Origin of the sequence: Burkholderia sp. SCN-KJ (genome assembly GCF_024656005.1) — a bacterium.
In the GTDB taxonomy this organism is placed as follows: Bacteria; Pseudomonadota; Gammaproteobacteria; order Burkholderiales; family Burkholderiaceae; genus Burkholderia.
In genome coordinates this window covers 84,846-99,733 of the sequence record NZ_JANKOG010000011.1, presented here as the reverse complement: position 1 = coordinate 99,733, position 14,888 = coordinate 84,846, and the positions used below count along the sequence as shown (strand labels likewise).

Genomic DNA, 14,888 nt, shown 5'->3' with positions numbered 1-14,888 from the left:
GGCATCGCGCCGACTGAACGACTGAACAACGACGAGGAGTGTCGACGATGCTGCGCTGGCTGATCGCTGTTCTCTTTCTCGCGAACCTGCTCGCGTTCGTCGCCGTGCGCGGCGTGTTCGGGCCGCTGCCGGCGGCCGGCCCGCGCGAACCGGGCGTGCTGTCCCGGCAGGTGCGGCCCGAGGCGCTGCATGCGATGCCGCTCGCGCAGGCGGCCGATCAGCCGGTGATCGGCGGCCCGATCGGCGCGCCGGCCGTCACGGCCGAGCCGTTCGCGGCATCCGCGCCCTGACGGCGCGGCACCCGCATCAGGACTGCTGCGCGCGCACCTTCTTCAGCAGCGCGGTGGTCGAGCGGTCGTGCTCGAACGGAATCGCGAGCGCCCGCCCGCCCCAGCCGCGCACGATCGCCGATTCCGGCAGCGCGTCCATGTCGTAGTCGCCGCCCTTCACGAGAATGTCCGGACGGACGGCCTCGATCAGCGACACCGGCGTCTTCTCCTCGAACTTCACGACCCAGTCGACGCTTTCCAGCGCCGCGAGCAGCGCCATGCGGTCTTCCTCGCGGTTGATCGGCCGGTCGTCGCCCTTGCCGAGCATGCGCACCGACGCATCGCTGTTCACGCCGACGATCAGGCATGCGCCGAGCGCCTTCGCATCGGCGAGATAGGTGACGTGGCCACGGTGCAGGATGTCGAACACGCCGTTCGTGAACACGACGGGCGAAGGCAGCGAAGCGCGCAGCGCAACCAGCGCGTCACGGGTGATCAGCTTGCGTTCGAAGGTAGCGGGCATGATGGATTTCGGATGGCGTGGGCGGCGCGCGGTGCACGTCGCGACGGAACACGGCGGCGCCAGATAAAAAGCCCGCCGGATCGCCGGGCGGGCTTCATGCGGGAATACGGGGCGGCGAGCGCGGCCGGCGGCGCTTCACGCCGGCTGCGACGCCGCGCGGCCTCAGGCCGGTTGCGCGGCCGACGACGGGCCGCTTTCGGACTGCAGGCGGCCGGTGACTTCCTTGCGATAGCGGTTCAGTTCCTGCGCGGTCGCGAAGGTGCGCTCGAACAGGATCGACAGGTTGTGCAGGATCCGCTCGACGACCTTCTTTTCCCACTCGCCGTCGAAACGGATCTGCTCGTCGAGCCAGCGCTCGAGCCATTCCGGATCGGGCAGGCGCGACTGCACGGTGTCGCGCGGGAACAGCGCCTGGTTCACGTGCAGGTTGGTCGGGTGCAGCGGCTTCTCGGTGCGGCGCGCCGACGCCATCAGCACGCCGATCTTCGCGAACGCCGCGCGCGCGACGTCGCCGCAGTTGTTCAGCGCCTTCTTCATGTAGCGCAGGTAAGCGCCGCCGTGGCGCGCTTCATCGCGCGAGATCGTTTCGTAGATGTGCTTGATGACCGGCTCGGTGTGCCAGTCGGCCGCGCAGCGATACCAGTGGTTCAGGCGAATCTCGCCGCAGAAGTGCAGCATCAGCGTCTCGAGCGGCGGCGCCGGGTCGAACTCGAAGCGCACCGCGTGCAGCTCTTCCTCGGTCGGCACCATTTCCGGACGGAAGCGGCGCAGGTATTCCATCAGCACGAGCGAATGCTTCTGCTCCTCGAAGAACCACACGCTCATGAACGCGGAAAAGTCGCTGTCGTGCTGGTTGTCGCGCAGGAACATTTCCGTCGCGGGCAGCGCCGACCATTCGGTGATCGCGTTCATCTTGATCGTCTTCGCCTGCTCGTCGGTGAGCAGCGAAGCGTCGAACTTGTCCCACGGAATGTCCTTCTCCATGTCCCAGCGGACAGCTTCGAGCGACCTGTAAAGTTCCGGATAAAGCATGGTGTTCATGATGGTCCCACCCCTGTTCTGCGCAATGCGACTTCTCTAAACGTGACTGTTGCCGCGCGGGCGCGCGAACGCGCTTTTTGCAGCCAAGACTCTAATTTTACGCGTGAATCCAGCCCCCGGACGCAGATTCCGCGTTCGGCAGCCGGGCGGCCGCGCCGCCGCCTTGAAGCACGCCGCGACCCCGCTCCGCTCGAACGGAACCGACCGCGCGTGCCTGATGTGGGGGCCGGCGCAGGCCGGCTCGGTGGCGAGCCCGCCCGGCGCCACGCGGTCCCCGGACGGGTTCCCGTGCGACCGCCGGACCGGCGGGCTGCTCGATATGGTGTATACGGCGGCGGCCATGATAGCACGCGCACATGACGGTTCCGAGACGCGGAACCGGTCGCGGGCCGCCAACCGCGGTGCGGCGATCGGTCGCAGGTTCCGTCGCGAAAACGCAACCGAAATGTAAGCTGGGTCGCTTTCGGGCCTGTCGGTCAGGCCCGTATTTCGCCTGTCGCGAGACCGCCTTCGGGCGGCGTGCCGGCCGCCGGCGCACTGCCGCCGTCGGCCCGGGCGATCCAGTCCGCCAGCGTGTCGCGCTGCGCGCGCCCGTCGCGGTAGCCGAGTTCGATCAGCTCGCGCGTGAACGCCTCCTCGAACAACAGGTAGCTCGCGAACGACGCGCCCGCGGGCTGGCTGCCGCCGATCGCGCCGAGCAGCCCGCGCATCGTCGCCGGCATCTGCGTCAGGTGTTTCGCGGCGATCAGCTCGATGCGCTCGGACGGCGCGATCGCGAGCACGTCGACGTGCCGCCAGCCGCTGTCGACTTCGACCTGGTGCGGCAGGTGCTCGATCATCCGGTTGATGTGCTCGATCCGCTCGATGTCCGGGCCGATCGAGTCGAGAAACACGCTCGCGAGCACCTGCTGGCCGATCTGCGCGGGCGTCGGGTAACCGCGCACCAGCCCCGAGCCGTTCGCGGCGGGAATTTCGGGCCGCGGATCGGCCGCGCCGACGACGACGATCCGGTCCGCGCCGAAGTGGATCGCCGGCGACAGCGGCGCGACCTGCCGGATCGACCCGTCGCCGAAGTATTCGATCTGGCCGTCGAGCACGAGCGGCACGGCCGGGAACACGAACGGAATGGCCGACGACGCGAGCAGGTGCGACGCCGACAGATCGACGAGCCGCGCGGTGCGCTGCGCGCGCCGCCATGCCTGGATCGGCTCGGCGGCCTGGTAGAAGGTCAGGTGCCGGCCGCTCGAATAGCTGAGCGCCGTCACCGACAGCGCATGCAGCAGGCGGGCCTCGAGCATCTGCTCGATCCGGTGGAAGCTCAGCTCGCGCTGCAGCAGGTGCGCGAGCGGCGCGTTGTCGAGCAGCCCGCGCGGCGAGCGGCGCGCCGCCCAGCCGAAGGTCATCGTCGCGAGCCAGCGTGCGCCCGCCGCCGCGATGCCGAGCCAGTCGGTGCGATACACGTAGTCGGCGCGCAGCGGCTCCCAGAATTCGAGCAGGCGCCGCACGCCGTGCGAAAAGTCGTCAGCATGGCTTGCGATCGACGTCGCATTGATCGCGCCGGCCGATGACCCGCAGACCACCGTGAACGGCACCGTCTGCCGGTTCGGATCGGCCTCGCGCGCGATCTCGGCCAGCGCCTTCAGCACGCCGACCTGATAGGCGGCGCGTGCGCCGCCTCCCATCAGCACGAGCGCGAGCCGCATGATCGACCTGCTATCCGGTTCGCATCACGTCGAGCGCTTCGGCGGACGCGTTTCGGGCGACGAAGCGGCTGCCGCGCGCGCCGCGGCCGAATCGGCCGGCTTCGCGCGCTTCGCGGCCGGCTTGCGCGGCGCGGCGGCCGCGGCCGGCGCGGGCTGTGCCGCGCGCGCGGCCGGTGCGGCCTGCTCGGGCGGAGCGGCGTCGTCCGGTGCCGCGGGCTGCGCCCCCGGCTGCGTCATCGCGAGGCTCGCGAGCTGGTTGAACTGCGCCTGCAGCAGATTCCACCAGCCGGCCGGATCGAACGCCTGTTGCGCGGTGTCGCCAGCCAGCGGCGCGTCCGCGGCGGCGGCGTCCGGCGCTTGCTGCGCGTCGGCGCGCGGCGCGGACGCCGCTTGCGCGGCCGCAACCGCGGCCTCCTCGGCCGCCGACATCGAGCTTTGCGCGAACGCGCCGAACGCGCGCAGCGTCGCGAGCGTCGCGCGCTGCACCTCGAGTGCCTGGATCGCGGACTGCAGCATCCCGAGATTGAGCTTGAGCCATTGCTCGACCGCACGCAGATCGGTGATCCGCTTGTCGAGTTCCTCGACGCTCGTGAGCGGCGCCATCATGTCGGACATGCTCGACAGCGAAGGCGGCAGCCCCGACGCGGTGCCGGGAAACGACGCCATCCCGCCGAACGGCGTCATCCGCATCATGTCCCACATCCGGTCGAGCATGTCGGCAGGCTTGAAACCGGCAAAGCCGGCGAAAGGATTGGAGCCGGGGGCATCGGTCGTCATACGGGCGTCCTGGTTGACTGGGGGAGCGAAGCGGCCGGCACGGATCGAGCGGCCGCCTTTGGTTCGATCATAACGCGCGTCAGAACGGTGCGTCGCCGGGGAAGTCGGGCGGGCGCCGCTCGCGCAGCGAGCGGATGCCTTCCTGCACGTCGGGCCCCGAGAAGCCCATGAATTCGAGCGCGAGCGACGTATCGAACGTCGGCCCGGCGCTGCGCAGCCAGTTGTTCAGCGCGTACTTGGTCCAGCGGATCGCCGACTGCGATCCGTGCGCGAGCCGCTCCGCAACGTCGTACGCCTTCGGCAGCAGGTCGGCCGGCTCGACCGCGAGCGACACGAGGCCGATCCGCTCGGCCTCCTCGCCGCTCACCGGTTCGCACAGAAGCAGGTAGTACTTCGCCTTCGCCATCCCGCACAACAGCGGCCACACGATCGCCGCGTGATCGCCGGCCGCGACGCCGAGCCGCGTATGGCCGTCGATGATGCGCGCGTCCTTCGCGGCGATCGAGATGTCGGCGAGCAGCCCGGCGACGAGCCCCGCGCCGACGGCCGGGCCGTGCATCGCGGACACGATCGGCTTGCTGCAGTTGATCACGTTGTAGACGAGGTCGCGCGCCTCGCGCCACACGCGTGCGCGTACGTCGAAGTCGTTCGCCATCGCCTCGACGAGCGCGAGATCGCCGCCCGCCGAAAAGCCCTTGCCCTCGCCGCGGATCACCGCGACGCGCGTGTCGGGATCGCGGTCGACGTCGCGCCAGATGTCGGCGAGCTCGCGATGCATGCGCTCGTTCGCGGTCGCGAGGCCGCTGCGGTTCGCGCCCTCGCCGCTCATCACGATGTCGAGCACGCCGTGATCGCGGCGTGTCACCTTCAGTGCTTCGTAACCGCCGTATGCGGCGAGATCGGCCATGCGCAGCTCCCGGGTTCTCGAGACGCCTGAAGCGCCTGAATCGAGTGTAGCCAAGCCCGCGCGGGCAAACATCAGGCGAAACCCGGCGCGCGGGCCGGGGGCCGGGTTTCGCGTCGGCTGGCGCGTCTGCGTCAGGCCGCGCCGTCGGGCGGGGCGACCGCCTGCTCGATCGCGCCGAAGATCGACTTGCCGGCCGCGTCGAACATCTCGATGCGCACGGTGTCGCCGTAGCGCATGAATTCGGTCTGCGGCGCGCCGTGCTCGATCGTCTCGAGGCAGCGCTTCTCGGCGATGCAGCAGTAGCCGCGCTTCGCGTCCTTGTTCGACACCGTGCCCGAGCCGACGATCGAGCCGGCACGCAGGTTGCGCGTCTTCGCCGCGTGCGCGATCAACTGGCCGAAGTGGAACACCATGTCGGTGCCCGCGTCGGGCTGGCCGACCTTCCTGCCGTTCCAGTGGACGATCATCGGCCGGTGCACGCGGCCTTCGCGCCATTCGTCGCCGAGCTCGTCGAGCGTCACCGCGACCGGTGCGAACGCGGTGGCCGGCTTGCTCTGGAAGAAGCCGAAGCCCTTCGCGAGTTCGGCCGGAATCAGGTTGCGCAGCGACACGTCGTTCACCAGCGTGACGAGCCGCACGGCCTTCAGCGCGTCGTCCGGCGACGCGCTCATCGGCACGTCGCCGGTGATCACCGCGACTTCGGCCTCGAAGTCGATGCCCCATTCCTCGGACGGACACACGATGTCGTCGCGCGCGCCGAGGAAATCGTCGCTGCCGCCCTGGTACATCAGCGGATCGGTCCAGAACTCCGGCGGCATCTCGGCGCCGCGCGCGCGACGCACGAGCTCGACGTGGTTCACGTACGCGGAGCCGTCGGCCCACTGGAACGCGCGCGGCAGCGGCGCCATGCAGTTCGCCGGATCGAACGCGAACGCGTTGCGTGCGCGGCCGTGGTTCAGCGCGTCGTACAGGTCGCGCAGTTGCGGCGCGTAGAACGCCCAGTCGTCGAGGACGCGCTGCAGCGTCGGTGCGATCGCATCGGCGATCGCCGCGGTGTGCAGGTCGCGCGACACGACGATCAGCTGGCCGTCGCGCGTGCCGTCCTTCAGCGATGCAAGTTTCATGGGGTATCTGCCGTTTTAGTGACGATGGAGGGAATCTATTTTACGATGGTGAATCCGTGCGGCGCGCCACGATCGTGCACGCCGTTTTCATCCCGACCCTTGCCGCCTTGTCGCGCCCCCGTTGCCCATGCCTGCCAGCCCGCTTCCCGACGACGATCCCGCCGATTCCGACACCGACGACACCGGCGCCGGCGAACACGGTGAAGGCGGCGAGAAGCTCCGCTCCGGCATCCAGTCGATCGAGGTCGGCTTCCGCCTGCTCGACGTGCTGACGAGCGAGCCGCGCGCGATGATGCTGCGCGACCTCGCGCAGCGCGCGGGCATGAGCCCGGCGAAGGCACACCGCTACCTGGTCAGCTTCTCGCGGCTCGGCGTCGTGTCGCAGGATCCCGTGTCGGGCCGCTACGAGCTCGGCGGCTTCGCGCTGCAGATGGGGCTCGCGCGGCTCGCGCGCGTCGACGGCGTGAAACTCGCGCGGATCGCGCTGACCGAGTTGCGCGACCGCGTCGACCAGACGGTCGGCATCGCGGTGTGGGGCAACCAGGGACCGACGATCGTGCACTGGATGGAATCGAGCCATCCCGCGAAGGCGTCGCTGAAGCTCGGCGACGTGATGCCGCTGCTCGGCTCCGCGACGGGCCTGCTGTTCGCCGCGTACCTGCCGCGCAGCAAGACCGCGGCGATGCTCGAACGCGAACTCGCCGACACGCGCCGCTCGCCGCATCACGGCGGCCCGCGCACGCTCGACGAGGTCGAGGCGGTGCTCGCCGACGTGCGTGCGCATCAGGCCGCGCGCGTCGAAGGGATGCTGCTGCCGACGATCCATGCGTTCTGCATGCCGGTGTTCGATGCGGTCGGCGAACTCGCGCTCGCGATCGTCGCGCTCGGCCAGGAAGGCATGTTCGACATCGCGTGGGGCGGCGAAATGGACACCGCGCTGCGTGCCTGCGCGCAGAAACTGTCCTACCAACTCGGCTATAGTCCGGACGCGCGCGACGCCTGACACGCCTGACACGCCGGGCGCGCGACACCCGTGCGACACCCGTGCGACACCCGCGCGATGTACCGCGAACGCGCGGCGCATCCGGCGGTCCGACGGCTGTGACGCGCGCTGCGCGCCGCGACCGCCCCAACCCTGTACCGTTTCGCCGATGCCGCCTGCCGACACCCGTCCTCGTCACGCCCCGCTCCGCCGCTGGCTGCGCGTGGGCATCGCGCTCGTGGTCGTGCTGGTGCTGCACGCGCTCGCGGCCTTGTGGCTGACGCGCAGCCGCGACGCGTTCACGCCGCCCGCGCCCGCCGCGATACCGGTGCAGATCGAATTGCTGAAGCCGCAGCCGATCGAGCGCCAGCCTGCGCCGAAGCCGGCCGAACATCCGGCCGCACATCCGGCCGAGCCGGCGCCGGCGAAACCGCCCCCCGCCACGCCGAAGCCTGCACCGAAGCCCGCGCCGTCGCCCGAGCCGGTCCTCACGTCGACGCAGACGGCCGAGCACGGCGAGCCGCCGCCGGCCGCCGCCTCCGCCGCGAGCGGCACGACAGGCGCATCCGGCGCGCACGCGGCATCGTCCGGCGATGCCGCCAGTGGCGCCAGTGCCGCGACGCCGGGCCCCGCGACGAGCGGCGTGAAGTTCGCGGCGCCGCCGCCCGGCGACCTGCAGTACGACACGTTCTACAACGGGATGCAGAACATGATCGGCACGATCCACTGGCGCACCGACGGGCGCACCTACGATCTGTCGGTGTCGATGCCCGTGCCGTTCGTCGGCCCGTTCTCCTACCGCAGCGAAGGCCGCATCGACGCATTCGGCGTCGCGCCCGACCGCTATGTCGAGAAGCGCGGCAAGCGGCCCGAGGACATCGCGATCTTCAACCGCGAGATCCGCCAGGTGGTCTTCACGCGCACGCCGAACAACGCACAGCTGCCCGATGGCGTGCAGGATCGCTTCAGCATGCTGATGCAGCTGTCGGGGCTCGTGCGCGGCAATCCGGCCGCGTACAAGCCGGGCGTCACGCAACAGTTCTTCGTGATCGACAACAACAGCGGCGAGACCTGGCCGATCACGGTGATCGGCGACGAGGACGTGCAGACGCAGGCCGGCATCATCCGGGCACGCCATTTCATGCGGCTGCCGCGCCGCGACGGCGACACGCGCCGCATCGACATGTGGCTCGCGCCGTCGCTCGACTGGTTGCCCGCGAGGCTCGTACAATCGGAACCGAACGGTTCGCAGATCGAGCTGCTGTGGCACGGCCGGCTCGCCCCGCCGGATGCACCGACCGCCGGCGCGACGCAAGGCGCAACGAAGGAAGGCGCAACCAACGCGCCTGCCAGCGCACCGGCCGCGGAGCCGGCACAACTCACGCCGCCGCCCGCCGTGCAACCGCTCGCGCCAGCGGCGCCGCCGCCGGCCTCGGCGCCGTCCGCGCCGTGACGATCGACCAATCGGCAATTTCGACCGATTAAAGGACTCGCCGAAATGGCCGATGACACTCTTTAACAACTATTTCAGTCCACCGGATCACAATAAGAAACGTTTGATAGACATTGGTTTCTAACCGATACACCCCACGCAAACGGGAGAACGGGGTGTGCAGCGCAAGCCCCTTGAAACCGGCACAGCCCGCCCCACCTACGGGACAACAAGGCCAGATGCCACTGCGAAGAGGAGTGCCGCCATGCAAATGATCTACAACAGCCCCAACTACTGCGTCGTCGAATTTGCGCCGCAGGCCGGCCACCATCTGATGAATGCCGGCGGATACGAAATCGTCGACAAGAACGCCCAGCGCGAGATCTTCATCGACGGCGAGCTCGCCGAGCGATTCCGCGCACACGTGAAGCAGCTGATCGAGGATGAACCGTCGCTCGACGAAGTGGACGAATTCCTCGGACAGTTTGACAGCCTGATGATGATGCCCGTCGTCCTGCACTGACGACCCGCGGCCCGGCGCATCGCCGGGCCATTCGCCGCACTGAAGCGGCGCCGCGAGCACTCCGATTCACGCCCCCGTCCGGTTCGCCGGGCGGGGGTTTTCGTTTGGTGCCGCCGGTGCGCGGCCCGCACACGAGTACGCGCGTTCATTGCGCGCAGACCGCACGCAAGCAGGCATCGGGCCCGCACCGTTGCCTGCACCACGACCGTGCGCGCCACCCGCATGCCGCGCCGGCCGGCTGCGCGCCGCGCGAGGCCGGGCGGCGCCCCGGCGCACCAGCTACAATGACGGTTTTCCCGTCTTCGCCGGTCTCTCGCCCATGTCTGCGACTCCTCTCGCCGCTTCCGCCCCGCTCGACGCGCCCTACACGCGTGGCGCCGCACTGCCCGCGCTGCTGAAATCGCGCATCCTGATCCTCGACGGCGCGATGGGCACGATGATCCAGCGCTACAAGCTCGACGAAGCCGCGTATCGCGGCGAGCGCTTCAAGGATTTCCCGCGCGACATCAAAGGCAACAACGAGCTGCTGTCGCTCACGCAGCCGCAGATCATCAGCGAGATCCACGACCAGTACTTCGCCGCCGGCGCGGACATCGTCGAAACCAACACCTTCGGCGCGACGACGGTCGCGCAGGCCGACTACGGGATGGAAAACCTCGTCGTCGAGATGAACGTCGAATCGGCGCGGCTCGCGCGCGAATCGGCGGCCCGCTACGCGACGCCCGACAAACCGCGCTTCGTCGCGGGCGCGATCGGGCCGACGCCGAAGACGGCGAGCATCTCGCCGGACGTCAACGACCCGGGCGCGCGCAACGTCACGTTCGACGAGCTGCGCGACGCGTATTACCAGCAGGCGAAGGCGCTGCTCGACGGCGGCGTCGACCTGTTCCTCGTCGAGACGATCTTCGACACGCTGAACGCGAAGGCCGCCCTCTTCGCGCTCGACGAACTGTTCGAGGACACCGGCGAGCGCCTGCCGATCATGATCTCGGGCACCGTCACCGACGCATCGGGCCGCATCCTGTCGGGCCAGACGGTCGAGGCGTTCTGGAATTCGCTGCGCCACGCGAAGCCGCTCACGTTCGGCCTGAACTGCGCGCTCGGCGCGGCGCTGATGCGCCCGTACATCGCCGAGCTCGCGAAGCTATGCGACACCTACGTGTCGTGCTACCCGAACGCGGGCCTGCCGAACCCGATGAGCGACACCGGCTTCGACGAGACGCCGGACGTCACGTCGGGCCTCCTGAAGGAATTCGCGCAGGCCGGGCTCGTGAACCTCGCCGGCGGCTGCTGCGGCACGACGCCCGAGCACATCGCCGAGATCGCGAAGGCGCTCGCCGACGTGAAACCGCGCCGCTGGCCGAGCCAGTACAGCGACGCCGCCTGACCGACCGCATCAACGCCCTACATCACACGAATTCGCACCGCCATGACCGATCACATGATGCGCCTTGCCGGCCTCGAGCCGTTCAACGTCACGTCCGGAACGCTCTTCATCAACGTCGGTGAACGCACCAACGTCACCGGCTCGAAGGCATTCGCGCGGATGATCCTCAACGGCCAGTTCGACGAGGCGCTCGCGGTCGCGCGCCAGCAGGTCGAGAACGGCGCGCAGGTGATCGACATCAACATGGACGAGGCGATGCTCGATTCGAAGGCGGCGATGGTGCGCTTCCTGAACCTGATCGCGTCCGAGCCGGACATCGCGCGCGTGCCGATCATGATCGACTCGTCGAAGTGGGAAGTCATCGAGGCCGGCCTCAAGTGCGTGCAGGGCAAGGCGATCGTGAACTCGATCTCGCTGAAGGAAGGCGAGGACGCGTTCCGCCGCCACGCAAACCTGATCCGCCGCTACGGCGCGGCCGCGGTCGTGATGGCGTTCGACGAAACCGGCCAGGCCGACACGTACGAGCGCAAGACCGAGATCTGCAAGCGCTCGTACGATTTCCTCGTGAACGAAGTCGGCTTCCCGCCGGAAGACATCATCTTCGATCCGAACATCTTCGCGGTCGCGACCGGCATCGAGGAGCACAACAACTACGCGGTCGACTTCATCGAGGCGACCCGCTGGATCAAGCAGAACCTGCCGTACGCGAAGGTGAGCGGCGGCGTGTCGAACGTGTCGTTCTCGTTCCGCGGCAACGACCCGGTGCGCGAGGCGATCCACACCGTGTTCCTGTACCACGCGATCCAGGCGGGCATGGACATGGGTATCGTGAACGCGGGCCAGCTCGGCGTGTACGCCGATCTCGACCCGGAGCTGCGCGAGCGCGTCGAGGACGTGATCCTGAACCGCCGCGACGATTCGACCGATCGCCTGCTCGAGATCGCCGACAAGTTCAAGGCGGGCGGCGCGAAGAAGGAAGAGAACCTCGAGTGGCGCAACCAGCCGGTCGAGAAGCGGCTTTCGCATGCACTCGTGCACGGCATCACGAACTTCATCGTCGAGGATACCGAGGAAGTCCGCGCGAAGATCGCCGCGGCCGGCGGCCGCCCGATCAACGTGATCGAAGGCCCGCTGATGGACGGGATGAACATCGTCGGCGACCTGTTCGGCCAGGGCAAGATGTTCCTGCCGCAGGTCGTGAAGTCGGCGCGCGTGATGAAGCAGGCCGTCGCGCACCTGATCCCGTTCATCGAGGAAGAAAAGCGGCTGCTCGCGGAAGCGGGCGGCGACGTGCGCGCGAAAGGCAAGATCGTCATCGCGACCGTGAAGGGCGACGTGCACGACATCGGCAAGAACATCGTGTCGGTCGTGCTCCAGTGCAACAACTTCGAAGTGGTCAACATGGGCGTGATGGTCCCGTGCAACGAGATCCTCGCGAAGGCGAAGGTCGAGGGCGCGGACATCATCGGGCTGTCGGGCCTCATCACGCCGAGCCTCGAGGAAATGGCGTACGTCGCGTCCGAAATGCAGCGCGACGACTACTTCCGCGTGAAGAAGATCCCGCTGCTGATCGGCGGCGCGACGACCTCGCGCGTGCACACGGCCGTGAAGATCGCGCCGCACTACGAAGGCCCGGTCGTCTACGTGCCGGACGCGTCGCGCTCGGTGTCGGTCGCGTCGAACCTGCTGTCGGACGAAGGCGCGGCGAAGTACCTCGACGAGCTGAAGTCCGATTACGACCGGATCCGCGACCAGCACGCGAACCGCAAGGCGCAGCCGATGGTCACGCTCCCCGAGGCGCGTGCGAACAAGACGAAGATCGACTGGGCGGCCTACCAGCCCGTGAAGCCGAAGTTCATCGGCCGCCGCGTGTTCAGGAATTACGACCTGAACGAACTCGCGAACTACATCGACTGGGGCCCGTTCTTCCAGACCTGGGATCTCGCGGGCCCGTACCCGGCGATCCTGAACGACGAGATCGTCGGCGAATCGGCGCGGCGCGTGTTCTCCGACGCGAAGTCGATGCTCGCGCGCCTGATCCAGGGCCGCTGGCTGACCGCGAACGGCGTGATCTCGCTGCTGCCGGCGAACACGGTCAACGACGACGACATCGAGATCTACACCGACGAGTCGCGCTCCGAAGTGCTGATGACGTGGCGCAACCTGCGCCAGCAGAGCGTGCGCCCGGTGGTCGACGGCGTGATGCGCCCGAACCGCTCGCTCGCCGACTTCATCGCGCCGAAGGAATCGGGCGTCGCCGACTACATCGGCATGTTCGCGGTGACGGCCGGCCTCGGCGTCGACGTGAAGGAAAAGCAGTTCGAAGCCGACCACGACGACTACAGCGCGATCATGCTGAAGGCGCTCGCCGACCGCTTCGCGGAAGCGTTCGCCGAAGCGATGCACGCGCGCGTGCGCCGCGAGCTGTGGGGCTACGCGAGCGGCGAGACGCTCGACAACGACGCGCTGATCGCCGAAAAGTACGCGGGCATCCGCCCGGCGCCCGGCTACCCGGCCTGCCCCGACCACCTCGTGAAACGCGACATGTTCGCCGCGCTGCACGCGGACGAAATCGGGATGAGCGTGACCGATTCGCTGGCGATGCTGCCGGCGGCGAGCGTCTCGGGCTTCTACCTCGCGCATCCGGACAGCCGCTACTTCTCGGTCGGCAAAATCGGGCAGGATCAGCTCGACGACTACGCGCAGCGGATGCAGCTGTCGCTCGACGACGCGCGCCGCGCGCTCGCGCCGCAGCTTTAACCGCGTCGACCGCGGCGCCATCCGCGGCTTCCATCGCAACGCGCCCCGATCAAGGGGCGCGTCGCACAACGACACGATTCATCAGGATACCTAATCTCGATAACCGGAAGCGAAGTCGCGACAACGCCAAGCCTCGGGGGCTCGCGCGCGTGGGCGGCACGGCACCCTTCTCCCAAAATCGTTCCCGCATGCCGACCTTCGAAATCCGGATCACCGAAACGCCAGCTGACAGCGCGAGCTCGTTCCCGCCGACGATCTACCGCGGCGAGCGCTGGGATCTGAGCCATTTGCGCCCGCTGACGTTCATCTGCGATCTGGAAACCGGATTCGACGTGACGGTCCTGGTGCTGTTCTCGTACCACTGCTTTACGCGCAGCTTCAAATGGGACCAGCGTGATCGCGACGTGATCCCGGACGACGAAATCTATGACGATGGCCGCGAGACGCGCGTGCTGTGCGCCGACCGGTATCACGCGTCGCGACGACTGTTGCGCGACGTGATCGTCGGGCTGCCGGCACGCCGGATCGTCGTCGCGGACGAACGGCAACCCAATTTCGTCACGGTGGAAACGGTGTTGTCGGACGGTACGCAGCGCGTGTACGCGGTGTTTTTCGAGGTGTCGAAGGATCGGACGAGAAAGCGCAGGCTTGTCCTGCGGGTCCAATCCGCCTATCTGCGCTGGAGGGCGACCTGACGAAACGCCAGCGGGACGCCCGGAAGGTGGCGTTGCGCACCTTGCTGCGCGCGAGCCTGGAAGGCCGGAAGATTCGTGCGTAGAAAAACCAACGGCCGCCTTTCGGCAGCCGTCGCATGCGGGATTCTCTTTTCGTCCATCGACGAAATACCCACTCCAGGTGGGACCCGGTTGCCCGGGCGGCACTATGTTTTCGCACCCGCTTTCACATAGTCTTGCGTTGAATTATAAGGAATTTCCCTTGCCGGTCAAGGCGAGCGGCCAGCCGCCCGGCCCGGATTTCATCAGACAAAAGAGAGGCCTGCATCGATCAGGCTCGTTGTTGCCTTGCCGATCTCGCGATCCGCATCGGCCAGACTACACAGCTCAGAAGCCCCAGTGCACGTCGGCCTGACCGGCCTTCGCTTCGCGCAGCATCGTCAGGAACGGTGCGACGCGCTGCGCCAGGCTCGGCGGCACTTCGTGGTGCGCGTGGTCGTCTTCGTCCTCGTGGAAATGGCCGGCGTGCTCGGCACGCTCCTGCTTCGCCTGCGCGACCGCGCCTTCCAGCTTCGCGATCGCGTGGTCCAGTTCGTCGTGCGTAATGACACCGCGTTCGCCCAATTGCTTGCCGACGAGGCCCAGCACGTATACGGCGAAATCCTTCAGCACGTCGAGATCCTGTGCCGCCTTGCTCTTGAACGTAATCATGACTATTCCCTTTTCATCTTGTTGTGCCTGCGCGGCGCGGTTGGGGGACGCCGGCAGGCCGGCGTCCGGCCTCGC

The 14,888-nt window shown here is 68.2% G+C and carries 14 protein-coding genes; 7 read left to right on the top strand and 7 right to left on the bottom strand.

Features of this window, described 5'->3' with window-relative positions:
* The first annotated feature begins 47 nt into the window (after window positions 1-47).
* The gene (locus NQV17_RS19575) at window positions 48-290 is read left to right on the top strand and encodes a hypothetical protein (protein WP_124571358.1); all 243 of its coding nucleotides are present in this window, start codon (window positions 48-50) and stop codon (window positions 288-290) included.
* Window positions 291-306: 16 nt separating this feature from the next.
* Here the strand turns inward: NQV17_RS19575 and rfaE2 are convergent, their stop codons facing one another.
* From rfaE2 to NQV17_RS19545, 6 genes are all read right to left on the bottom strand, one after another.
* On the bottom strand, window positions 307-792 hold the full coding sequence (gene rfaE2, locus NQV17_RS19570) for a D-glycero-beta-D-manno-heptose 1-phosphate adenylyltransferase (RefSeq protein WP_151068638.1): 486 nt from the start codon (window positions 790-792) through the stop codon (window positions 307-309).
* 162 nt (window positions 793-954) lie between these two features.
* Complete coding sequence (locus NQV17_RS19565; RefSeq protein ID WP_059451551.1) at window positions 955-1,833, bottom strand: ferritin; 879 nt, start codon at window positions 1,831-1,833, stop codon at window positions 955-957.
* Between the two features lie 476 nt (window positions 1,834-2,309).
* Window positions 2,310-3,536 (bottom strand): patatin-like phospholipase family protein, encoded by a 1,227-nt coding sequence (locus tag NQV17_RS19560; protein WP_257773528.1) that lies wholly within the window; start codon window positions 3,534-3,536, stop codon window positions 2,310-2,312.
* 24 nt (window positions 3,537-3,560) lie between these two features.
* The gene (locus NQV17_RS19555) at window positions 3,561-4,313 is read right to left on the bottom strand and encodes a PhaM family polyhydroxyalkanoate granule multifunctional regulatory protein (RefSeq protein ID WP_257773527.1); all 753 of its coding nucleotides are present in this window, start codon (window positions 4,311-4,313) and stop codon (window positions 3,561-3,563) included.
* Between the two features lie 79 nt (window positions 4,314-4,392).
* Window positions 4,393-5,220, bottom strand: a complete 828-nt coding sequence (locus NQV17_RS19550) for an enoyl-CoA hydratase/isomerase family protein (RefSeq protein ID WP_257773526.1) — start codon at window positions 5,218-5,220, stop codon at window positions 4,393-4,395.
* A gap of 131 nt (window positions 5,221-5,351) precedes the next feature.
* A complete protein-coding gene (locus tag NQV17_RS19545) occupies window positions 5,352-6,344 on the bottom strand; it encodes a fumarylacetoacetate hydrolase family protein (RefSeq protein ID WP_059465886.1) in 993 nt (330 codons plus the stop codon).
* A gap of 127 nt (window positions 6,345-6,471) precedes the next feature.
* Between NQV17_RS19545 and NQV17_RS19540 the strand changes: the two genes are divergently transcribed.
* From NQV17_RS19540 to NQV17_RS19515, 6 genes are all read left to right on the top strand, one after another.
* Window positions 6,472-7,347, top strand: coding sequence for an IclR family transcriptional regulator (locus NQV17_RS19540; protein ID WP_257773525.1), 876 nt, complete (start codon window positions 6,472-6,474; stop codon window positions 7,345-7,347).
* A gap of 148 nt (window positions 7,348-7,495) precedes the next feature.
* Window positions 7,496-8,779, top strand: a complete 1,284-nt coding sequence (locus tag NQV17_RS19535; protein WP_257773524.1) for a DUF3108 domain-containing protein — start codon at window positions 7,496-7,498, stop codon at window positions 8,777-8,779.
* Window positions 8,780-9,023: 244 nt separating this feature from the next.
* Window positions 9,024-9,281 (top strand): DUF3567 domain-containing protein, encoded by a 258-nt coding sequence (locus tag NQV17_RS19530; RefSeq protein ID WP_006477667.1) that lies wholly within the window; start codon window positions 9,024-9,026, stop codon window positions 9,279-9,281.
* Window positions 9,282-9,600: 319 nt separating this feature from the next.
* On the top strand, window positions 9,601-10,668 hold the full coding sequence (locus NQV17_RS19525; RefSeq protein ID WP_257773523.1) for a homocysteine S-methyltransferase family protein: 1,068 nt from the start codon (window positions 9,601-9,603) through the stop codon (window positions 10,666-10,668).
* Between the two features lie 42 nt (window positions 10,669-10,710).
* A complete protein-coding gene (gene metH / locus NQV17_RS19520; RefSeq protein WP_257773522.1) occupies window positions 10,711-13,428 on the top strand; it encodes a methionine synthase in 2,718 nt (905 codons plus the stop codon).
* Between the two features lie 149 nt (window positions 13,429-13,577).
* The gene (locus NQV17_RS19515) at window positions 13,578-14,123 is read left to right on the top strand and encodes a hypothetical protein (RefSeq protein ID WP_257773521.1); all 546 of its coding nucleotides are present in this window, start codon (window positions 13,578-13,580) and stop codon (window positions 14,121-14,123) included.
* A gap of 366 nt (window positions 14,124-14,489) precedes the next feature.
* Here the strand turns inward: NQV17_RS19515 and NQV17_RS19510 are convergent, their stop codons facing one another.
* A complete protein-coding gene (locus NQV17_RS19510) occupies window positions 14,490-14,813 on the bottom strand; it encodes a DUF1840 domain-containing protein (RefSeq protein WP_044846191.1) in 324 nt (107 codons plus the stop codon).
* Between the last annotated feature and the right edge of the window lie 75 nt (window positions 14,814-14,888).